Below are 19,837 nucleotides of genomic sequence, written 5' to 3' on the forward strand. Positions count from 1 at the left end.
ATTGTAAAGATTATATTAAGTTTATAAATTGATTCAAAAAAACACAAGGAAAGTTTACTTGTCCATTATGTTATGTTCCTTTAGAATAAGAGTCATTAACCAAATAATTTACATAAATAACCCAAGGAGTGAACAAATGAATATATTTAAACAATTTATTAGCAGTTTACATTCTCCAGAAACTATTGCAAAATTTCGCATGCAAAAAATTGGCAAAACAATTCTTTATGTATTTTTCCTCATGTTAATCACATCTATCCCTTTTTCCATTCAATTAGGTGCCAATGTTAACAATCTTTATACGTACGTAAGTACAAATGTGGAAGAGTCTATTCCTGATTTCTCCGTTGAGAATGGAATTCTTAAGTCTGATGTAGAGGAACCAATTATTACAGAAAACGATAATACGGTGATCATTTTTGATCCGACAGGAGAGCTCACACCATTAGATTTAAATGAGTATCAAACTGCTTTTGCTCTATTAGATCGGGAAGCTGTATTGGTTATTGAAGGGAATCCCCAACCTGTAAGTTATCAGGACCTAGGTACAGACATATCAAAAGCAGAACTATCAGAACACATAGAAACTTTCGGAGGACTCTTACCGTTAATAATCGGTGTCATGATTGTAGGACTGTATTTATTTACAACAGCATTGAAATTTATCGGTATCTTTACTTTGTCTGTTATTACCCTTCTATTGAAACGAAAAACTGCTAATCAGCTAAACTTTAAACAAGGCTGGGTACTCTCCGCTTATGCGGTAACGTTACCAACTATAATTTTCGCGGTCTTTGATGCTATTGGTTTAAATATTCCTTTTTCTTTTGCTATATACTGGGTCATCGCTATCGTTATGATTAACCTAGTTTTAAGAAATATACCTAAACCAAAACAAAAACCAATAAGTGATAAACCTTCAGATCCACAACAACCACAAATTTAGTTCTCAGCTAAATTAAAGCCACTAAAAACAAAATTTGAGCGAATCCTCTAAAGGGCTCGCTCAAATTTTTAATATCATTCTACAATAAACCCATTCGCACGAACTGAACTAGATTTGTTCATGCTTTTAAGGATGTCTAAAAAGTATAATAGACTCCCGTAATAAATCTTCCTATAATATTAATTCTTAATTAATGTAATTTAGAGGTTTTTCATTAAAAAATGTGATATATTAATATTATATAACGAACAGTAAAGTTCTTGATATAAACCAACACCAAGGCTAGCTGGTGTTTAAGACTTTTAAGGGGGCCTCAAATGATAGGAGAGCGTGTTAAAAAATACCGGAAAGAAGCCGGATTATCTATGACTGAATTAGCTGATAGAGCAAGTGTTGCAAAGTCATATTTAAGTGCATTAGAAAGAAATATACAAACAAATCCATCTATTCAGTTTCTAGAAAAAATAGCTACCGTCTTACATATTGATATGAATGTGTTATTGAAAGATGAATCAGATTTAGACAATATACATACCAGTAATCTTGATAATGAATGGCAAGCTTTAGTTAGAGAAGCGATGGATTCAGGTGTGTCAAAAGACGAGTTTAAAGAGTTTCTTGAATTTAACAAATGGAAAATAAATAAAAAATAATGAAAGTCCTTCGCGGAGCTTTTTATTTTGCCCTTAAGTAAATTACTAAAATGACGTTATTTATAAAGTTATATAATGTACATTATACAGAATGTAAAATAAAATATAAAATCTCATAATTCGTTATAATTACTATATAACGAACAGTTATCGTCTTTTATATAGTCCATCTCACATTTACTTCCTTTTTCATTTTTCCTATATTTAGGTTTGTGCGTTATAATGAACTAAGTGCAATATACATTCAAGGAGGAATGAAAGTGATTAGTGAAATGATCAAGCGACGCCGTAAAGAAAAAGGGTATACGTTATCAGAATTATCTAGAAAGACTGGAGTATCTAAATCTTATTTAAGCTATTTAGAACGTAATATGAAGAAAAACCCTTCAATTGATGTAGTAAAGCGTATATTCTTAACGTTAGATTTACCTCTTAGTCCTTTATTGCATCACGAGAGAATTGTGGAAGATTTACCAAAACAACAGCAACAATCATAAAAAACACATGATTATAACCTTAAACCCATCAAATTTCTGTAGCACCAGGTATTTCCAAAGGTGCTACGGACTTATTCTATACAATAAAACAGATATTATGCAGAACTTAAATTTTGTCCTGACGCAATTCACTATTTTTGGTTATCGTTATTAATAAAAACTCCCTTACCTCTTCTGTTTTCAAACCTAAATTTTTTGCTTGTAGTATTAGATCTGTCCATTCTTCATCTAGCTGATACCGGTATTGTTTTTCCATCCTAATAGTTAACTCCTCCTAACGGGACTTTTTAACCGACTAGACAGTTCAGCAATCATAGGAAATGCCAATACCCCTTAGACCCGAAACTTTGCGTCTCTATTTTTCAATAGATTTGCCATTTACTAGAATATGTATTTATTCATTTAAATTTGCAAAACCACAACTAATCACACCCTATATTTTGTAATATATAGCGAAGAGTATCTAAAGTATAGACTATATAATTAGAAAATTTTAGGGGAATTTGTCATGTGCTTCAAAACACATCTTTTTACTCACTTTTTTTCATATTACTGAGAAAGAATCTAATTATAAGTTACTCTTTCAAAGATTTGCTTATGTGAATTTCTTTAGAATTTACTATAAATTGATATCCAAATTACGAAAACCAAGTAAATTAAAACGCTTGGATATAATTTATCCAAGCGTTTCAATAGTATTGGCATTTAATAAGAAATTTTCTGTGCTGATTTCCTAGTTACTTTACTTATTCTCTGGCGCTATTAAAATTCTCGTCCCATCAACAGAAATTATCTTCACACTTACCTCTTCATTAATCCAAAGATTATCCGAAGTGGCGCTGAATAACTTACCGTCAATCTCCACAGTCCCTGTTGGTCGAAAAGGCGTTTTGGTTACTCCCATTTTTCCAATTAACTCATAATAATCCTCGTTCATTGAATTGTATCCATTTTCACTAGATAATTTGTCTTTTAACGTCATCTTTTCCCACATTTTTCTTGGTCGGAACATCTTAGTAAATAAATATGAACTAGGTGCTGCTATAATCAATGCCAATCCAACCAAAACACCATATACCAAATCCGGTGCCGGGAGAGCCAATCCTAATACCATTAGAAGTATTCCTATAAAAGCTATCGTACCATCTCCGGTCACCTTACCATCAAAAATAACAAGACATAATCCTATCAGGTAAAGTATGACAACCCAAAATCCCTCATCTATTGAGGTTAGGTGGTAGGAGAAATACATTGTCATAATTGCAATACCTAACAACCCGAATAATCCTTTTGTCCTCACCATTATTTCGCCGAATATTAGCAACGTCGCTAGGAAAATAACTAAGAACCCGATGGAAGCTTGGTCTAAAAATTCCATATGGTTTCCTCCTCTCAATCTAAATCCTAATGTCTATATTGTATCAAATGTTTTCCTTATATGTGTAAATACGAATCTAAAACTAAAAAGTTTCATTAGTTTCAAAGTAAAAGAACTAAAAAATAAACAGAAGCCTGAAGCATTATCCGGGGAAGATAGCCCCTAGAGCGGATTTGGGCCTCTCTGTTCGACGAAAAAATAAACTCTAAAACCCCAGTAATACTATAGATTTCAGTGTTAAAAAGGGCACTTCAAAGTATAAACTTTTGAAGTGCCTTTGATTAACTAAGCTGTTTTCTTTGTTTCTGGAATATAGAAAGCTTCAGAGCTAAACCAACCTCTAATAATATCAATTAAACTGCTGAAAAACTCTAAAATAGAGTCAATGAAACCTTGCCCTTCTTCACTGCTTAAAAAATCTCCAATATTTTCACGAATATGGCTAATCTGGTCCTGAACTTGGTCCCAGTCTATATTTAAATCTTTCATTCGATCAAACAAAGAGACAAGGCCATTAAGTTCTTCTTCAGTTAGTGTCATTCCCAGCTCATCCGCTAATCGCTGAATAAGAGCTCTTAAATCTTCTTCCGTTTCAATATTTTCTTCCGCTAATGCTTCCTTTATTCTGGCCATTAGTTCTGTTGCGTCTTCAACACCATATTCTTCGCCTAATTCGGCAGTTTTAACTAACTCTTCATTTGCTACTTCTTTTTGTTCCTCCGGTATAACCTCGTCTATTGATGCTTCATAAGCTTTAATAAGACCAGTTAAAGCTCCTGTACCAGAGACATCAAAAGGAGCCGAAACATAAATTTGAGCATCTTTAACACCTGCAGTAATTAAAGCATTTGCATACATTCCTTCAGAAACCCAATTAATACGATTCGTTTCTACATCAATGCCTTCTCCTGCTTCTAACATAGTAATCTTAGAAGATGAAAGGGCATTACTCCCTATAATGGAAGCACTAATATGTTCCCCTAAATATTTGTGTTCCTCTTCATTACTAACTGAGATCATCATGGCTGTTTCTTCGTCTACATTCATTTCATCTAGTAAAGAGGATCGTTGTTGAGGATTCAGATCCTCTCCTAATGTAACTATTTCATCTCCTGGTGCAGCATCAGCAAAGCTCACCGAGACAAAAAGTATCCAAATAGCAAATGTTGATATCATCACTCTATATATTTTATCCATCGATCATTCCCCTTTTCTTTTGTAAATCATATCACAAATAATATAAACGCTTAATTTACTAGTAGCTAGAGACAAAAGTCTTAACATTTATAAATACTTTTCTCCTCCATTCTTATTTGTACTCTCTTTAAGACGTTTGACAGTTACAAAAAGTTACATCCCGTTGAGTTTTTCCGAAAAATTCTAGCATGTCTATATTATCAACGATATTTCGTCATAAGTTAACATAGGGCTTCATAGATTAGAATATAAGAACATTTTCTTGTATAAATGAATAAACACTCAAGGTAACAAAGGCAAATCAAAAGGAGGATTACCATGCGTCCAATAATAACAATATTACTTATAATTATCATTGGTTTCTGTGTAAGGATTGATCTGACAACGGGTTCTATTCCTACTACCCTTCCGCAAACCAGTCCAGAGAACGATTCTGTTTCTAACGAAGAAGAATCAGTAGTACCACCTCCTGTTGCTATCCCGAATCAAGTGATAATTGTTGAACCCGGGCAAACCGTATATGGAATCGTGCAAGAACTTCATGAAGGGCAGCCTTTTGCTATCCCGATCCATGAAGTTTTAGAAGACTTTGAAACCTTAAATCCTGAAATATCAGCTAATCAATTGATAGCAAACGAACAATATAAGTTTCCATTGTATAAAGATAATGTTACGAATTAATCATACTTCTTGCCACGCTTCTCCTGCGTTGTTACAATGTAATACGATAGAACATATTTTATTGACCTAAACGCGCAAAAGGGGCGATGATGAATAATGACCCAAATGACTCACAGGAAAGATACACGAGCTGTAAAAGTAGGATCCTTAACCATCGGAGGTAGTGATGAGGTCATCATGCAAAGTATGACCATGTCTAAAACCCATGATGTTGATGCTACTGTAGCAGAGATAAACCGACTTGAAGAAGCCGGTTGTCAAATCGTACGTGTAGCTTGTCCAGAAATGAAAGATGCAGAAGCAATATCTGAAATAAAGAAAAGAATAAATATTCCGCTTGTCGTGGATATACATTTCGACTATCGTTTAGCATTGAAGGCTATTGAAGGCGGTGCCGATAAAATTAGAATTAATCCTGGTAATATCGGCAAAAGGCATAAAGTAGAAGCCGTAGTAAACGCCGCTAAAGCTAAAGGAATTCCAATTCGAATCGGGGTTAACGCAGGTTCTTTAGAAAATCGTATTTTAGAGAAGTACGGTTATCCAACAGCTGATGGTATGGTCGAGAGTGCTCTTCATCATATTAAAATACTGGAAGAACTAGATTTTCACGACATTATCGTCTCTATGAAAGCATCCGACGTGAATTTAGCCGTAGAAGCATATGAAAAAGCTGCTCAAGCTTTTGACTATCCGCTTCACCTAGGAATTACGGAATCTGGAACACTTTTTGCAGGAACAGTTAAAAGTTCGGCTGGTCTCGGAATTTTGTTAGGTAAAGGAATAGGAAATACGATGCGTATCTCATTGAGTGCAGATCCGGTGGAAGAAATAAAAGTAGCGAAAGAATTACTTAAAACATTCGGATTAGCAACAAATGCTGCAACTCTTGTTTCTTGCCCTACATGCGGAAGAATTGAAATTGATTTAATTAGTATCGCTAATGAAGTCGAGGAATATCTTCAAACGATCAAGGCACCGATAAAAGTATCCGTTTTAGGTTGCGCTGTAAATGGTCCAGGTGAAGCTAAAGAAGCAGATATAGGTATTGCAGGGGCACGTGGAGAAGGTCTTCTATTCCGTAAAGGGAAAACGATCCGAAAGGTTCCAGAAGCTGAACTAGTAGATGAATTGAAAAAAGAAATTAATATATTGGCCGAAGCACATTATGCAAAAGAAAAAGAAAAACTGCAAGAACAAGAATAAATGGAAATAGCAGAAAGAGGGTGACTCTAAAGTCGCCCTCTCTCTTTTTTTTGTTGTTCACTAACTGACGAAAGGTGCGAAGAAAAAACTCATGATTAAAGAAAATGCTCCAATACCAATTGCTGTATACCCTATTCCCGGATGATCCTTTTTAGCTGAGATTGCGCCGAAAATAATACCTGCGATTGAAAATATAACTGGCAGAAAAAATAGTGACACAATGGAAAGAGCTATACCTAATGCGCCGACACCTTTGCCGGCTGCTTTTGTATCTTCCTCATTGGTCACTTCTTCTTTACCCTCTTCTGCTTCTGGTCTCGGTTCCCTAAACCCAGCTATACCAGCCCCTGCATTCGGTGCAATCTCTGCTGCTGTTTCTTCTCTATACACTTCTGTTATTTCTCTTTCTTCCGGTCGATCTAACGGACGTTCATCATTGTAACTTTCTTCTATCGTTTGGTCTTCTTGTAACGCTTGATCTTCCGTTTCATCTTCTTCTAAAAAGTCTTGATTTTCAGTTTCATCTTCCCCTAGTAAGCCTTGTTCTTCTTGAACCACTTGATCAACTTTTTCTTCTTGCTTCTCTTGATGATGCGCTAACAATTCTTCTTCTAAATCGTCCTCTATCTTTTCATCATCCAATTCATCATAACTTATCATTACTTTTCCCTCCTTTCAAAGATGCAAGGTGTACAATTAGTATGAGTATGAGACAATAAAAGCATAAGAGGAAAGATTACACAGTAGGAGGAAAGCAGACAATAGCCTTGCGAAGATGCTTTTTTTCTACAACAGCTTTAAAATTAAATCATTTATTAAAAGAAGGTGTTCATGATGGGAAAATACCGATTCGGTATTGATATTGATGGAACGATTACTAATCCAGATACATTCTTACCGTATCTTAACAAACATTTCGAGAAACAACTCACGCTGGATGATATCGTCGAGTATGAACTTAGCGGTGTACTGGGCTTAACAAAGCAACAGTTTCTAGATTGGATGAAAGTTCATGAACCAAACATTTACAAACAAGCTGAAATGGCAGAACATGCTAAAGATACATTACTTGATTGGAAAAAGTATCATGAATTGTATTTTATCAGTGCAAGACCTAAAGAGGTCAAGACCGTCACGGAAGAATGGTTTCACCGTTTAACAGTGCCTTATGATCACATTGAATTACTAGGCCAACACGATAAGTTGAATGCAGTAAAAAAACATAATGTCGATATCTTTTTTGAGGACAAACATGATAATGCTTGTAATATTGCTGAAGAGTGCCATATACCAGTAATACTTATGAACACCCCATATAACCAGCTCCCTGTACCAAGTAACGTCTTTAGAGTTGCTGATTGGAAAGAAGCAAAGCAAAAAGTGTCCACGATTTTCTGAAAAAGCTGACTTATATCAAAACGGGTACTCAGTCATATTCTACACAGATAAACCCGCCAAGACGGCGGGTTTATCAAACGTTTTTTTGTTCTCCACACTGTTCACAATAGCCGTATACTTCAAATTTATGATCGATTATCTGAAAGCCTTCATCAGATATAATTGACGTATCCATAGGGCATTGATGAATATGTTTTGTTTTCCCGCAATCTAAACAAATTAAGTGGTGATGATGATAATCTGTCGAGCAAGAAAATCGAAACTTCTTTTCACCATCCAAATCTGTGGTTTCTAAGATGCCTAGTTCGGTAAACAAGGATAAGTTGCGATAAATCGTGTCAAAACTCAAGCCATTATACTTATTCTGCAGAGCTTCGAGAACATCTTTTGCTGCTAAATACCTGCTTTCATCCGAAAATAATTGTAAAATGTCTGTTCGTTTATCTGTATGCTTATAACCTTCTGTTTTCAGCAGTTCTTTTGCTTCTACAACATTCATCTATTGACCCCCTTAGAAATTAAACCGTTTTCCTCAAACGTACAATTATTCGTTGGACAACGATAGATACTACAAGTATGGTAACTCCGCAAACAACGATCATTCCACCGGTAGCTATATTTAAATAATAAGAAGTGACAATTCCACCTATTACAGAGATCTCTCCAAATAGAATACCAAAGAATATTACTTGGCGAAAGCTTTTTGCAAACTGAATACTTGCCGCAACAGGCAGTGTAACCATTGCACCTACAAGCAATATCCCTACAACTTTTATAGACATAGTAATCACCAGTGCAATGAGTAAAGAGAATAAAAAGTTTATTTTTTTAACTGAGATCCCCGATGTGACAGCAAATTCCTGGTCAAAAGAAATAGATAATAATTCTTTGTAAAACCCTGCTAAAATAACAACAGTCACTATGCCAGTGATGACAATGAAAAACAAGTCGGATAAAGTGACTGTAACAATACTTCCGAAAAGATAACTGTACCATTCTGTATAACTACTCTGTACTAAACTAATTAAAATTGCACTCATACCGATCCCCGTTGAAAGAATAATCGGAATAGCCAACTCTTGAAAATCCTTGTAAATCTGCCTAAGTTTCTCGACTAGGAGCGAACCGGCCAATGAAAATAAGAGTCCGGTATATAAGGGATTGACAGGTCCTAACCAAAAAGCACTCTGACTCATGAATATCCCCGCTGTAATACCAGTGAGGGTAATATGAGAGAGCCCTTCTGAAATAATCGTCATTCTTCTTACAAGCAAAAAGGCTCCGATTAATGGACTTAAAAATCCTATAATAATACCTGCGATCACACCTCGTTCTAAAAATGTTAATTGCTCTAATATTTCCAACCTTCTCACCTTACTTCTTTTTTATAATGCCTAACGTTTTTTGGTCAGTGTGATAGAAACAAGCAGGATAAGTACATTAACCATAACAATAGTCCCTCCCGGTGCTAAGTCGAGATGAAAGGCACTAATGAGACCTGTTAATACTGAAATTTCACCGAATAAAATGGCATAGAAAAACATTTGTTTAAAGCCTCTTGCCCACCTCATTGCAGCAGCTACTGGTAAAGTCATTAATGCAGAAACAAGTAATATACCTACTATTTGCATGGAAATACCTATAACCAGCGCTACCATAATCATAAACAGAAAATGGAGCGTTCTTCTCGGAATCCCGGAAATAACTGCTTGTTCTTCATCGAAGCTTAAAAAGAACCACTCCTTATAGAACAAAATTAACAATGCTGTCACAATAATTGTAACGATGATGACAACATAAAAATCCTGTTTGTTAATTGCTATAACACTTCCAAACAAGTAATTAAATAAGTCATTATTAAAGCCATTGGCAAGTGAAATAAACACAACACCTATACCGATCCCCGTTGACAATATAATAGGAATCGCCAATTCTTTATAGAATTTATAGACATTTCTTAAACGTTCAATAAAAATAGAACCTGTAACCGAAAAAGCTATTCCCATATATACCGGATTAAGTGCTGCAAATAAAGGATAATGCCTTCCAAGCAATAAACTAAACGCTATCCCAGTCAAAGTAATATGAGATAAAGCATCCGCCATCAAAGAAAGACGGCGTACTACAATAAATACTCCAAGAAAGGGTGCTAAAAAACCAATCATTAAACTTGTATACAAAGAGTACATTAAAAAATCGTACTGGAAAAAAACGTCAATCATTGCTTATCTCTCCATACATCATCGTGGTCATGGTCATGATGATGGTGATCATGTTCATGATTGTGTTCTAAAAGATTAACATCATGACCATACATTGCTGACATCATTTCTTCTTTTTTATTTTCAAACGTTTCTTTGTTTCCATGAAAATGAAGACATTTATTTAAGCAGGCAACCTCTGTGACATATTCAGACATTGCACCTATATCATGAGTAACGAGCACCAAAGTAATCCCTTTTTCATTATTAAGCTTTTTCAGCATCGTATAAAAGTTCCGTACTGATTTAGCATCCACACCAACTGTCGGTTCATCTAAAATAAGTAAATCAGGATCACTTACCAGCGCACGTGCTATAAATACTCTTTGCTGCTGTCCCCCCGATAATTGACCAATATTCTCAGATAAATACTCTTCCATGCCGACTTGCTTCACTGCTTCATACACCTTTTGTTTGTACTTCTTTGTCATGAAGCGAAATAAGCCTATTTTACCGAACAACCCCATTGAAACTACTTCAAAAACAGTTGCTGGAAAACCACTGTTGAAACTGTTTGCCTTCTGAGAAACAAAGCCTATTCGACTCCAACTGTCGAACTTGTTAATCTCTTCTCCAAATAATTTCACTGTTCCCTCGTTAGGTTTTAACAGTCCTAATATACTTTTAATTAATGTAGATTTACCTGATCCGTTTGGTCCAACTATTCCTAAGAAAGACCCTTGAGGTATTTTTAAGTGAATGCCTTCCAAGACATTTCTTTGATTGTAAGCAAATGAAACCCCTTCTACATCAATTGCTAATGGGTGTCTTTCTTTTTTCATATTGATCCTCCAATGTTTATGATCAGAATCATTCCGATTTAACTTCTCACAAAAGTATACATGAGCCTGCTAAATTTGTAAATCATTTGAGATGTGTCGTATCTTAACAGTTTCTCGCATTTTATGTCTTTCCCCTATATACTATAGGTATAGTTATAAGGAGGCATTAATGATGAAAGCAGAGCAGATTGGAATCATCGATATGGGCTCAAACTCCATTCGATTTGTTGTTTACGATATTAATGAAAAGGCTTGCTATAAAGAGATTCAAAACTTAAAGGTTGTCGCAAGATTAAGTAGTTATATCACAAAAGAAGGCATCATGTCGAAAGAAGGCATTGATATCATTATTAAAACGTTACATAAATTTGAAGAAGTCCTTGCAGATTATAGTATTTCCCGTGTAAAAGGAGTAGCAACTGCGGCAATTAGAAATTCTAAAAATAAACAAGAAATTTTAAAAGCTATGAGAAAATACTCCAATTTTGATATAAAAATACTTTCTGAAGAAGAAGAAGCATATTACGGGTATTTAGCAGTTACAAATTCCACACAACTAGAAGAAGGAATTACGATTGATATCGGTGGTGGCAGTACGGAAATAACGTATTTTAAAGATCGGCTTCTTCAGCATTCCCACAGTTTCCCTTTTGGAGCAATTACATTAAAAAATCAATTTGTTGCTGGAAGTACCCCTACAAAAGAAGAGTGGACAAAATTAACATCGTTTTTAAAAGAATCCTACTCTTCCCTTCCTTGGCTGCAGGACAAAAGTGTTCCTGTTATAGGTATTGGGGGTAGTGCGAGAAATCTCGCACTCGTCCATCAAAATATTATTTCTTATCCTTTATCCGGGCTTCATCAATATCAGATGTCAACCGTCGATGTTACATCTGTTCAGAGCAAACTTTCTGGTCTTCCCCTCAGCAAAAGGGAAAAGGTAGATGGTTTATCCAAAGATCGTGCAGATATCATTCTTCCTGCCATAGCTGCCATAGAAGAACTTCTTTATCATGTGCGAGCAGATGAGTTTGTGGTCAGTAATAAAGGCTTAAGAGATGGCATTTTTTACAAACTTTTTTTGGAACCACTAAATACTAGTCACTTTCAAAACGTTACCGAGGAAAACTTTTATCAATTATCGATAAACTATAGTTTAAACATAACGAAGCATAAAAATATTGCTGTCCTTTCCAGTTTCCTTGTCCATGAATTGCTTCATCACGAGCTCATTTCTCTAACATCTGAAGATTTAGATCTTATGAAATGGTCTGCCAAAGTGTTTTATATAGGGAGTTCTATTCACCCAGAGGCTAAAAGTCAACACACCTTCTATTTATTGACAAACCAAGCAATAGACGGTCTTTCTCACATGGATCGGCTAGCCGTGGCCTTTATTTCTTCCTTCCAATCTAAATCTAGCTTAAAACAATTTGCAAAACCTTTTAGTGATTGGATAAATAAAGAAGAAATATCTAAGTATGAATTACTTGGAGCTATTCTTAAGTTTTCTCACGGCCTGAATGCGTCCGATAGAAATGTTATTAAAAAAATAAAAGTATCATTTGTTCATAAAAGAACCATTGGTTTGAATATTTTTCACACAGACGATCCATTCTTTGAAGAATTTAATGCAACGAAATATAAGAAACATCTTGAACGCGTATTGAATAAATCAATTCAGTTAACGTTTGTGCCTATTTAGGAGGTCTGCTATGAAAAATAAATCCAAACGACAAGCAGTGAATTTAGACGATCCTCTATACTATAATAACCGCGAATTAAGCTGGTTATATTTCAACAAAAGAGTATTGGAGGAAGCATCTGATACACGTAACCCATTATTAGAAAGATTGAAGTTCCTCGCAATTTTTGGAACAAATCTTGATGAGTTTTTCATGGTACGGGTAGCAGGCCTAAAAGATCAACTAAAGTTAGGATTTAACAAGTTAGATAGTACCTCTGGAATGACACCTAATCAGCAATTACAAAAAATTAGTCAACAAAGCCGTCGACTCGTTAAATCACATGATCAACTCTTTAAAGACACGTTGAAACCAATACTCAAAGGGGAAGGTATACAGTTTTTCAATATAGAAGATTTAAACGCTACTCAATACAACTTTGTATCGAACCATTTCAAAAACTATATTTTTCCTGTACTGACTCCTATGGCTATTGATGCTTACCGTCCTTTTCCGATACTCCTTAACAAAAGTCTTAACCTAGCCGTTTTATTAGAGGACAACTCTTCTGACACATCTGCCAGATTAGCAATTGTACAAGTCCCAGCTGTTTTAGACCGAACACTTAACATTCCTTCCTCTAACAAAAATAAAGGGTTTGTGATGCTTGAAGAGGTTATTAGCTATTTTATCAAAGAACTATTTCAAGGTAATAAAGTTCATTCCGTATCTCCTTTCAGAATTACAAGAAATGCTGATTTAACCATTCAAGAAGAGAGTGCAAGTGATTTATTAGGTGAAATTGAGAAGGAATTGAAAAAGCGCAAGTGGGGCTCTGCAGTAAGATTAGAAATTCAAAAAGGAAACATGGAAAAGAAAGTATTGCTTTTTTTATTAAAAGTTCTGGAGTTAAAGCAAGATGATGTTTATGAAGTCGAGGGCTCTATAGATCTTTCGTTCTTGTTAGATTTTTACGATCAGGAATCCACATACTTTGAACATCTTGTATATAAAAAATTGTTCCCTCAGTATCCTGCAGGTTTATCAATGGATGACGATATATTTGATGTTGTAGATAAAAAAGATTTATTTTTCCATCATCCCTATGAATCATTTCAACCTATTGTCGACATGATTGCTCAAGCGGCTACAGACGACCGAGTTCTTGCTATTAAACAAACTCTCTATCGTGTTAGCGGAGATTCCCCAATTATAAAATCGTTAGCAAAAGCAGCAAAATTTGGAAAACAAGTCACCGTTTTAGTCGAAATAAAAGCAAGATTTGATGAGCAAAAAAACATTCAATGGGCGAAAAAGTTAGAAAAAGCAGGTTGCCACGTCATTTATGGCCTGACAGGATTAAAAACACACAGCAAGATCACGCTTATTATTACGAAAAAAAATGAAAAAATTCAAAGATATGTTCATCTTGGTACTGGTAACTACAACGATACTACCGCCAAATTTTATACGGATATGGGGATTTTAACTTCAAAGGAATCGTTTGGAGAAGATGCTACCAATTTTTTTAACGTACTAAGCGGATACAGTGAAAATCCTTCTTGGCGGGAATTAGTTCTCGCTCCTTTTGAAATGAGAGATACTTTTGTAGAGATGATTAATCGCGAAATTATCGAACATGAGAAAAACTCAGACGGGCGTATCATCGCTAAAATGAATTCCTTAACCGATAAACCCATTATTATAAAACTTTATGAAGCAAGCCAAGCAGGGGTGAAAATTGATTTAATTGTACGAGGAATATGTTGTTTGAAACCTGGGATTAAAAATGTAAGCGAAAACATTCGAGTAATCAGTATTGTTGATCGTTTTCTTGAGCATAGTCGTGTTTTCTACTTTCATCAGAATGGAGCAGATAAAATATTTCTTTCGTCTGCTGATTGGATGACAAGGAATATGGAAAAACGCATTGAACTTCTTTTCCCTGTTTACGAAGGTCGAGCTAAAAAACGAATTAAAGAAGTTTTGGAAACTACTTTATTAGACAATAAAAAGGCTCGTTCTCTTCAAACTGATGGCAGCTATTGCTATGTAGACAACAATGAAGAAACGAAAAATATCCAAAGCCAACATATTATCTATCAGCTAGCCGCAAAGAATAATACTACTAAATAGAAAAGTGAACCGCCTTGCGTATAAGAATAGCGGCAAAGCAGTCTTTTATTAAATACAGCGTCAGCTTCCACCGCCCCCGAGTAGCACCTACGCAGTGCGTCTAAGTGCTACTCGGGGGCGGTGGGTTTCCCTTGATACGTGTGGTGTGAAGGTAGCTGCCAATTTTATAAATTCTTATCTTCGAACAAAAGGATGTCTCGTTAGCTCAAAGTTTGAACAAACGAGACATCCCCTTTTATTAGAATTTATATGTTACTGATCATAAGCCAAAAGTTCTGTAATTTCAGCATTCTCCTGTATTTCCACGGCATACTCACTTTTGGCATGCCCATTTTCATCTTTATAATTTTCTAAGCCAGTCATTCCTCGATGGTAAGCAGTTAAAGCATGGTTCCAATCCCCATATTCGTTATGCAGAAATTCTAAATAAACGACAGATAATTGTATGGAAAAGTGCGGATCAAATAATTTCTCATCATTATATGGAAGATCTGCCATATCTGCTATCCAAGGACCAGTATTTTTCATAAATTGTGCTAACCCATAAGCATGCCCATACTTTGTTTCAGGACCGACTAACGACGGGTCAAACTGCCCTCCAGTCTCTACCTTTAAGAGTTCATAAACAATATAGGGGTCAACATTTCTCTTTTGAGATTCAAGTGCTAATAAAGTCCCCCATTCTCTTTTAAAGAGTTTATTGCTATCATCATACAACTGATCAGCTACGTGACGCGCTTCGCCCCATCCGTCATATTCACTTGCATCATAATCATCTGGCAGTTGCTCAAAAAAAGCTTCCATTCTTTCCAATTCTAAATTGACTAGCGGTTCTCGCTGTTCTACTTTTTCAAGTTTCAATTCTTCAATTGATTTTTGAGTAGTCGAATACTCGCTGCCTAAAATAATTGAAGCTCCAACGAGGACAACAATTGTAATGATCATTATAATCATTTGATTGCGCATTGTTTGTTCCTCCTTCATAATATAACTACAAATTAGCATAATAAACGTTTTACACACAACTTGCAACTTATTACACTCATATACTAGTACCCTTAATAGTAGAATTACAAACAACAGCTATTTATGTTTTGAATTAAAAGGGTGATCAGAATCCTGATCACCCTACAAACGATAGCTGTGAAAACAAAAAATCAATTCCCAGTCTTCAACTGCAATTAAACATGATTATTGCACATTTCTCCTAATTTGACATATTTTAAATAATCTTAAGTTAATCATATCTGTTTACTACAGTAGGAGGTAATACATTGAATCCGTTTATAAAAGATGTTGTTAATCAAAAAATCAAAAATCTAACAGCTAAAGAACTTATTCGTATGGGACGTCAAGAAGGCATTTCACTCACAGTGAAAGAAGCTAACCAAATTCTTTCCATTTTACACGCACAACCATTTGATATTAGTAATAAAAACCAGGTTAATAATATTAAAGCACAATTAAAACAAAAATATCCCCAGCTCTATCAGCAGGGAATACTTTTGTTGAAACCGTATGAACATTATTTAGAGTAAGATAATACTTCCCTACAAATGCTTTTAAAGAGTGTTGGACAGGTAGGAAGAAAAACATGTTCAACACTTTTTTTATTTCAGCTGTTTCATATATTAGCGTTGATCGAAGAAACGAAGGCTGTGACTACAGTAGCAAAAAAAATAGCGAAAAACCCCTTAGGAAGACTTTTTCGCAGAGGCTGAAATCGTTTCCCGCAGAAAATAGCCAACAGGCTTTTTAATCCAGGTCATTAGTTCACGAATTAGTTATTACTAACAATTCCTCTTTTAGTGAAGGATTAAAAGTTTGAGCTTTTAACATTTCTATTTCTTTTTGATAAGGAGCTTTTTTATTTTTTTTATCTGTTCCTACATAAGGTGTTTCTAATATCTTAGGAACTTTCTTTAGCGCATCATGGAAGATAACTCGTTCTAGCGTTTCAAATCCAATATGGCCAAAACCAATATTTTCATGACGGTCTTTACTGGCTCCTTTAATATTTTTACTATCATTCACGTGGAGTACCTTTAGTCGATCTAACCCGATGATCCGATCGAATTCTGCTAGTACAGCATCTAGATCATTCACTATATCATAGCCCGCATCATGTACGTGACACGTATCAAAACAAACGGAGAGTTGTTGATTGTGAGTCACTCCGTCTATAATTTTAGCTAATTCTTCAAAAGACCGACCACATTCAGTTCCTTTTCCTGCCATTGTTTCCAAAGCTATTTGCACGTCTTGATCCGGATCTAAAACCTCATTTAATCCTTCAATAATTTTTTTAATCCCCTCATCAGGACCTGCACCAACATGAGCGCCTGGATGAAGTACGATCTGTTTTGCACCTAGTGCTTCTGTACGATCAATCTCACTTTTAAGGAAATCGACTCCTAATCGGAAAGTTTCCGGCTTCGTTGTATTTGCAATATTAATAATGTAAGGTGCATGCACAACGATATTAGAGATATTATTGGCTTTCATATGTGCTTGACCTGCTTCTATATTCAAGTCTTCAATTGCTTTTCTACGTGTATTCTGTGGCGCTCCTGTATACACCATAAATGTCGTTGCACCATATGAAGCAGCCTCTTCACTGGCTCCTAACAGCATTTTTTTACCACTCATTGAAACATGAGATCCTAATAACATCTTATTTTCCCCTTTCAAATCTAACGAAGTAATACTAAAAACGTATTTTTTTATATGTAGTGAAGCTTAAAGTCCCAGTAATAAGAACTTACCACTCTTCCAAAACCGAATTAACAAGTCTGGAATGAGTGGTAAGAAAATCATTATTATTTTTTTCGGTTCAGTCTTCGTTGTCGTGTTGCATCTCTTTCCATTTGTTGTTTTGCTTTCTTCTTATAGCCTGGTTTTACTTTTTTAGGAAGTTTAATTTTTGCGTTGGCACCCTTATCATCAGACTTTACTGATCTGTTTTGTACCTGAAATGATCTCTTTTCGATCGTAGTCCATTCATCTTTTTTCAGTTCTGTATACTTAAAATTAATTTTCTGTTTTTCTAGTCTTTCAATACTATTCTGATCATCTCTTCCATAAAGGGTAATGGCAATACCATCCCACCCGGCACGAGCTGTTCTTCCTACTCGGTGAACGTAATATTCTAATTCTTTAGGAATTTCATAATTTATAATATGACTAATTCCTTTGATGTCAATTCCTCTGGCCACTAAATCAGTTGCGACCAAATATTGAATTTCAGCATCTTGCAATTTTTTCAATACTTTTTTACGATTCCGAGCAGGAACACCGCCGTGAATACAATCAACATTCAAGCCTTCTTTTTGCAAGCGGCTGAATACTTTGTTCGCTGAGTCTTTTGTGTTAGTAAAAATAATCGCCAGAAAAGGATTAACCTTTTTTGCTATTCTCACAAGTAAATCTTCACGGTCCCGATCTCGATCCGGCACGAGCCAATGTTCCATGCGAGTTGGAGAAGCACCTTTTGCTTCCACTTCAATTTGCTTTGGATTCTTCATATATTTTTGCAGGAAAGGCTTTAACTTTTCAGGAATTGTTGCTGAAAAAACTAGAAGCTGAAGATCCTCACCTAATCGAGATGCAATGAGATCCACATCTTCAATGAAGCCCATATCAAGCATTTGATCCGCTTCATCAACGACAAAGGTTTTTATGGCGGATGGTTTTAACGCCTGCTGGTTTAACATATCTAAAATTCTTCCTGGTGTACCTATGATGACATGCGGTTGATTTTTAACTTTTTCAATCATACGTAGACGATCTGTCCCACCAACTACTAATGATGTCGTAATTGGATCTTCACTCGTTTGACTATATGAAGTAAAAACTTCGTATAGCTGTGTGGCTAATTCTCTAGTTGGAGCTGCAATAATATGTTGGGTGGTTTTTGATGCAGGATCTACATTGTGAAGTATTGGCAATAGAAAAGCTAATGTTTTTCCTGTGCCCGTATGTGATCTTCCAATGACATCTTGTCCATTCTTTATTGCTGGTATGAGGCGTTCTTGAATTTCAGTAGGTAAATTTATCCCATTATCCTTCAAGGCTTCAATAAGAAAGCTCTTTAATTCAAATCGTTCAAAATTATGTTTCATCTTACTCCTTCTTTCTCTTTTCGTCTTTATACAAAACGAATCGGCTAAGCTAATTACCTATTTTATCATGAAAACAATCGTGAAGGCTAGTTCTAAAGAAGACTTTACTTGTTATCTCCTCAAGATTAATTCGTTTCTTCTTCCCCTCTATGTCTAAATCCAAAATACATTACATATTTTGCGTACCTTATTCTATTTTATGAGAATAACGCCCAAACAACTTTTGATGGTTTGCATATGACTAATAAGAGAAGAATTTGCACGAAAGGATGATATTCATGTTTGGCCCTCCACCATATCAACAATTTCAACCACCTTCTAATCCGGGCTTTAATCTTTTTCAACCTGGTCCTTTCACCGGTGGCGCGCCTCAAGCCCCACCCGCTGCTGCTGCATCAGGTGGAAAGGGATTTTTATCTAAATTACTCGGTGGGAAAGCTGCTGCTGCTGCTGCTGCTGCACCTGCCGTTACCGGCGCTCCTTCTGCTGCAAGCGGGATGAATATTGGTCAAATGCTAGGTTATGCCCAACATGCTCAACACGTTATTAAAACTGTTCAAACAGTAGGACCAATCGTTCAACAATATGGTCCCCTTCTAAAGTCTTTACCCGCTTTACTTGCGGTATTAAAATCAAATACGGATGATGCCGAAGACTCTTCCACTTCAGTAGAACCTGCTGATCCTTCAGAGGAAGATAAAAAATCAACTTCATCGATACCTAAAGCCTCACCCGCTATTGAAAAAAAGGTGAAGAAACAAGTTCCTGTGCCGAAAAAAATCACTCCTAAGAAAAAAGTATCTACATTCCAATCCGAACCGTCAAAACCAAAACTTTATGTATAGTGTTTTACTGGAAATTTACCTACATCGTCTGACACGATGTAGCATACATAG

General features: G+C 35.6%; 21 protein-coding genes and 1 riboswitch. Of the genes, 10 read left to right on the top strand and 11 right to left on the bottom strand.

The features are described from left to right. Positions 1 to 136 precede the first annotated feature (136 nt). From CEF18_RS11755 to CEF18_RS11765, 3 genes are all read left to right on the top strand, one after another. Positions 137 to 946, top strand: a complete 810-nt coding sequence (locus CEF18_RS11755) for a DUF1189 domain-containing protein (protein WP_183040883.1) — start codon at positions 137 to 139, stop codon at positions 944 to 946. 317 nt (positions 947 to 1,263) lie between these two features. Further along, positions 1,264 to 1,599 (top strand): helix-turn-helix domain-containing protein, encoded by a 336-nt coding sequence (locus CEF18_RS11760; protein ID WP_110936647.1) that lies wholly within the window; start codon positions 1,264 to 1,266, stop codon positions 1,597 to 1,599. 260 nt (positions 1,600 to 1,859) lie between these two features. Next, positions 1,860 to 2,096: a helix-turn-helix domain-containing protein gene (locus CEF18_RS11765; RefSeq protein ID WP_183040882.1), complete on the top strand. Its 237-nt coding sequence runs from the start codon at positions 1,860 to 1,862 to the stop codon at positions 2,094 to 2,096. 106 nt (positions 2,097 to 2,202) lie between these two features. Here CEF18_RS11765 and CEF18_RS11770 read toward each other — a convergent pair whose 3' ends face one another. The 3 genes from CEF18_RS11770 to CEF18_RS11780 form a co-directional block, all read right to left on the bottom strand. Continuing rightward, positions 2,203 to 2,352, bottom strand: coding sequence for an anti-repressor SinI family protein (locus CEF18_RS11770; protein ID WP_110936649.1), 150 nt, complete (start codon positions 2,350 to 2,352; stop codon positions 2,203 to 2,205). 39 nt (positions 2,353 to 2,391) lie between these two features. Continuing rightward, positions 2,392 to 2,482: riboswitch (cyclic di-GMP riboswitch) on the bottom strand. A gap of 356 nt (positions 2,483 to 2,838) precedes the next feature. Further along, positions 2,839 to 3,474 carry an NfeD family protein gene (locus tag CEF18_RS11775; protein ID WP_110936650.1) on the bottom strand — a complete coding sequence of 212 codons (636 nt, stop codon included), beginning with the start codon at positions 3,472 to 3,474 and terminating at the stop codon, positions 2,839 to 2,841. Between the two features lie 285 nt (positions 3,475 to 3,759). Further along, positions 3,760 to 4,671, bottom strand: a complete 912-nt coding sequence (locus tag CEF18_RS11780; RefSeq protein WP_110936651.1) for a DUF1002 domain-containing protein — start codon at positions 4,669 to 4,671, stop codon at positions 3,760 to 3,762. A 318-nt stretch (positions 4,672 to 4,989) separates the two neighbouring features. Between CEF18_RS11780 and CEF18_RS11785 the strand changes: the two genes are divergently transcribed. Together CEF18_RS11785 and ispG are read left to right on the top strand one after the other, a co-directional pair. Next, entirely contained in the window at positions 4,990 to 5,352 is a 363-nt protein-coding gene (locus tag CEF18_RS11785) for a hypothetical protein (protein ID WP_110936652.1), read from the top strand. Positions 5,353 to 5,448: 96 nt separating this feature from the next. After that, positions 5,449 to 6,558 carry a flavodoxin-dependent (E)-4-hydroxy-3-methylbut-2-enyl-diphosphate synthase gene (ispG, locus tag CEF18_RS11790; RefSeq protein ID WP_110936653.1) on the top strand — a complete coding sequence of 370 codons (1,110 nt, stop codon included), beginning with the start codon at positions 5,449 to 5,451 and terminating at the stop codon, positions 6,556 to 6,558. A gap of 60 nt (positions 6,559 to 6,618) precedes the next feature. Here ispG and CEF18_RS11795 read toward each other — a convergent pair whose 3' ends face one another. Beyond that, a complete protein-coding gene (locus CEF18_RS11795; protein ID WP_110936654.1) occupies positions 6,619 to 7,218 on the bottom strand; it encodes a hypothetical protein in 600 nt (199 codons plus the stop codon). 174 nt (positions 7,219 to 7,392) lie between these two features. Here CEF18_RS11795 and CEF18_RS11800 point away from each other — a divergent pair, with 174 nt between their 5' ends. Next, a complete protein-coding gene (locus CEF18_RS11800; RefSeq protein WP_110936655.1) occupies positions 7,393 to 7,956 on the top strand; it encodes a 5' nucleotidase, NT5C type in 564 nt (187 codons plus the stop codon). 73 nt (positions 7,957 to 8,029) lie between these two features. Here CEF18_RS11800 and CEF18_RS11805 read toward each other — a convergent pair whose 3' ends face one another. Genes CEF18_RS11805 through CEF18_RS11820 form a run of 4 tightly spaced genes read right to left on the bottom strand, consistent with a single transcriptional unit; the run spans position 8,030 to position 10,999 of the window. After that, entirely contained in the window at positions 8,030 to 8,455 is a 426-nt protein-coding gene (locus tag CEF18_RS11805; RefSeq protein ID WP_110936656.1) for a Fur family transcriptional regulator, read from the bottom strand. Positions 8,456 to 8,474: 19 nt separating this feature from the next. Further along, positions 8,475 to 9,320 (bottom strand): metal ABC transporter permease, encoded by an 846-nt coding sequence (locus CEF18_RS11810; protein ID WP_110936657.1) that lies wholly within the window; start codon positions 9,318 to 9,320, stop codon positions 8,475 to 8,477. Positions 9,321 to 9,350: 30 nt separating this feature from the next. Then, on the bottom strand, positions 9,351 to 10,178 hold the full coding sequence (locus CEF18_RS11815) for a metal ABC transporter permease (RefSeq protein ID WP_110936658.1): 828 nt from the start codon (positions 10,176 to 10,178) through the stop codon (positions 9,351 to 9,353). Continuing rightward, the gene (locus CEF18_RS11820; RefSeq protein ID WP_110936659.1) at positions 10,175 to 10,999 is read right to left on the bottom strand and encodes a metal ABC transporter ATP-binding protein; all 825 of its coding nucleotides are present in this window, start codon (positions 10,997 to 10,999) and stop codon (positions 10,175 to 10,177) included. Before CEF18_RS11820 ends, CEF18_RS11815 begins: the two co-directional genes overlap by 4 nt. A 169-nt stretch (positions 11,000 to 11,168) precedes the next feature. Between CEF18_RS11820 and CEF18_RS11825 the strand changes: the two genes are divergently transcribed. Both CEF18_RS11825 and CEF18_RS11830 read left to right on the top strand, forming a co-directional pair. Beyond that, complete coding sequence (locus CEF18_RS11825; protein ID WP_223292294.1) at positions 11,169 to 12,704, top strand: Ppx/GppA family phosphatase; 1,536 nt, start codon at positions 11,169 to 11,171, stop codon at positions 12,702 to 12,704. A 10-nt stretch (positions 12,705 to 12,714) separates the two neighbouring features. Continuing rightward, on the top strand, positions 12,715 to 14,820 hold the full coding sequence (locus tag CEF18_RS11830; protein ID WP_110936661.1) for an RNA degradosome polyphosphate kinase: 2,106 nt from the start codon (positions 12,715 to 12,717) through the stop codon (positions 14,818 to 14,820). Between the two features lie 252 nt (positions 14,821 to 15,072). Here the strand turns inward: CEF18_RS11830 and CEF18_RS11835 are convergent, their stop codons facing one another. Next, on the bottom strand, positions 15,073 to 15,786 hold the full coding sequence (locus CEF18_RS11835) for a lytic transglycosylase domain-containing protein (protein WP_223292295.1): 714 nt from the start codon (positions 15,784 to 15,786) through the stop codon (positions 15,073 to 15,075). Between the two features lie 308 nt (positions 15,787 to 16,094). On the opposite strand from CEF18_RS11835, the gene CEF18_RS11840 reads away from it, so the two are divergent. Further along, complete coding sequence (locus CEF18_RS11840; protein WP_183040880.1) at positions 16,095 to 16,358, top strand: DUF2624 family protein; 264 nt, start codon at positions 16,095 to 16,097, stop codon at positions 16,356 to 16,358. 235 nt (positions 16,359 to 16,593) lie between these two features. On the opposite strand, the gene CEF18_RS11845 is transcribed toward CEF18_RS11840, so the two are convergent. Continuing rightward, a complete protein-coding gene (locus CEF18_RS11845; protein ID WP_110936663.1) occupies positions 16,594 to 17,493 on the bottom strand; it encodes a deoxyribonuclease IV in 900 nt (299 codons plus the stop codon). 146 nt (positions 17,494 to 17,639) lie between these two features. Beyond that, positions 17,640 to 18,941: a DEAD/DEAH box helicase gene (locus tag CEF18_RS11850; protein WP_110936664.1), complete on the bottom strand. Its 1,302-nt coding sequence runs from the start codon at positions 18,939 to 18,941 to the stop codon at positions 17,640 to 17,642. Between the two features lie 278 nt (positions 18,942 to 19,219). Between CEF18_RS11850 and vrrA the strand changes: the two genes are divergently transcribed. Then, the gene (gene vrrA / locus CEF18_RS11855) at positions 19,220 to 19,786 is read left to right on the top strand and encodes a VrrA/YqfQ family protein (protein ID WP_183040879.1); all 567 of its coding nucleotides are present in this window, start codon (positions 19,220 to 19,222) and stop codon (positions 19,784 to 19,786) included. Positions 19,787 to 19,837: the final 51 nt, after the last annotated feature.

It is taken from the genome of Salipaludibacillus neizhouensis, assembly GCF_002886185.1.
Classification (GTDB): Bacteria; Bacillota; Bacilli; order Bacillales; family Salisediminibacteriaceae; genus Salipaludibacillus; species Salipaludibacillus neizhouensis.

What these genes read in the sequence shown, in the direction of transcription:
- CEF18_RS11755 (WP_183040883.1), top strand. Translation starts at nt 137, where the DNA reads ATGAATATATTTAAACAATTTATTAGCAGTTTACATTCTCCAGAAACT.
- CEF18_RS11850 (WP_110936664.1), bottom strand. Translation starts at nt 18,941, where the DNA reads ATGAAACATAATTTTGAACGATTTGAATTAAAGAGCTTTCTTATTGAA.
- CEF18_RS11815 (WP_110936658.1), bottom strand. Translation starts at nt 10,178, where the DNA reads ATGATTGACGTTTTTTTCCAGTACGATTTTTTAATGTACTCTTTGTAT.
- CEF18_RS11830 (WP_110936661.1), top strand. Translation starts at nt 12,715, where the DNA reads ATGAAAAATAAATCCAAACGACAAGCAGTGAATTTAGACGATCCTCTA.
- CEF18_RS11805 (WP_110936656.1), bottom strand. Translation starts at nt 8,455, where the DNA reads ATGAATGTTGTAGAAGCAAAAGAACTGCTGAAAACAGAAGGTTATAAG.
- vrrA (WP_183040879.1), top strand. Translation starts at nt 19,220, where the DNA reads ATGTTTGGCCCTCCACCATATCAACAATTTCAACCACCTTCTAATCCG.
- CEF18_RS11780 (WP_110936651.1), bottom strand. Translation starts at nt 4,671, where the DNA reads ATGGATAAAATATATAGAGTGATGATATCAACATTTGCTATTTGGATA.
- ispG (WP_110936653.1), top strand. Translation starts at nt 5,449, where the DNA reads ATGACCCAAATGACTCACAGGAAAGATACACGAGCTGTAAAAGTAGGA.
- CEF18_RS11835 (WP_223292295.1), bottom strand. Translation starts at nt 15,786, where the DNA reads ATGCGCAATCAAATGATTATAATGATCATTACAATTGTTGTCCTCGTT.
- CEF18_RS11795 (WP_110936654.1), bottom strand. Translation starts at nt 7,218, where the DNA reads ATGATAAGTTATGATGAATTGGATGATGAAAAGATAGAGGACGATTTA.
- CEF18_RS11825 (WP_223292294.1), top strand. Translation starts at nt 11,169, where the DNA reads ATGATGAAAGCAGAGCAGATTGGAATCATCGATATGGGCTCAAACTCC.
- CEF18_RS11770 (WP_110936649.1), bottom strand. Translation starts at nt 2,352, where the DNA reads ATGGAAAAACAATACCGGTATCAGCTAGATGAAGAATGGACAGATCTA.
- CEF18_RS11820 (WP_110936659.1), bottom strand. Translation starts at nt 10,999, where the DNA reads ATGAAAAAAGAAAGACACCCATTAGCAATTGATGTAGAAGGGGTTTCA.
- CEF18_RS11800 (WP_110936655.1), top strand. Translation starts at nt 7,393, where the DNA reads ATGGGAAAATACCGATTCGGTATTGATATTGATGGAACGATTACTAAT.
- CEF18_RS11775 (WP_110936650.1), bottom strand. Translation starts at nt 3,474, where the DNA reads ATGGAATTTTTAGACCAAGCTTCCATCGGGTTCTTAGTTATTTTCCTA.
- CEF18_RS11760 (WP_110936647.1), top strand. Translation starts at nt 1,264, where the DNA reads ATGATAGGAGAGCGTGTTAAAAAATACCGGAAAGAAGCCGGATTATCT.
- CEF18_RS11785 (WP_110936652.1), top strand. Translation starts at nt 4,990, where the DNA reads ATGCGTCCAATAATAACAATATTACTTATAATTATCATTGGTTTCTGT.
- CEF18_RS11845 (WP_110936663.1), bottom strand. Translation starts at nt 17,493, where the DNA reads ATGTTATTAGGATCTCATGTTTCAATGAGTGGTAAAAAAATGCTGTTA.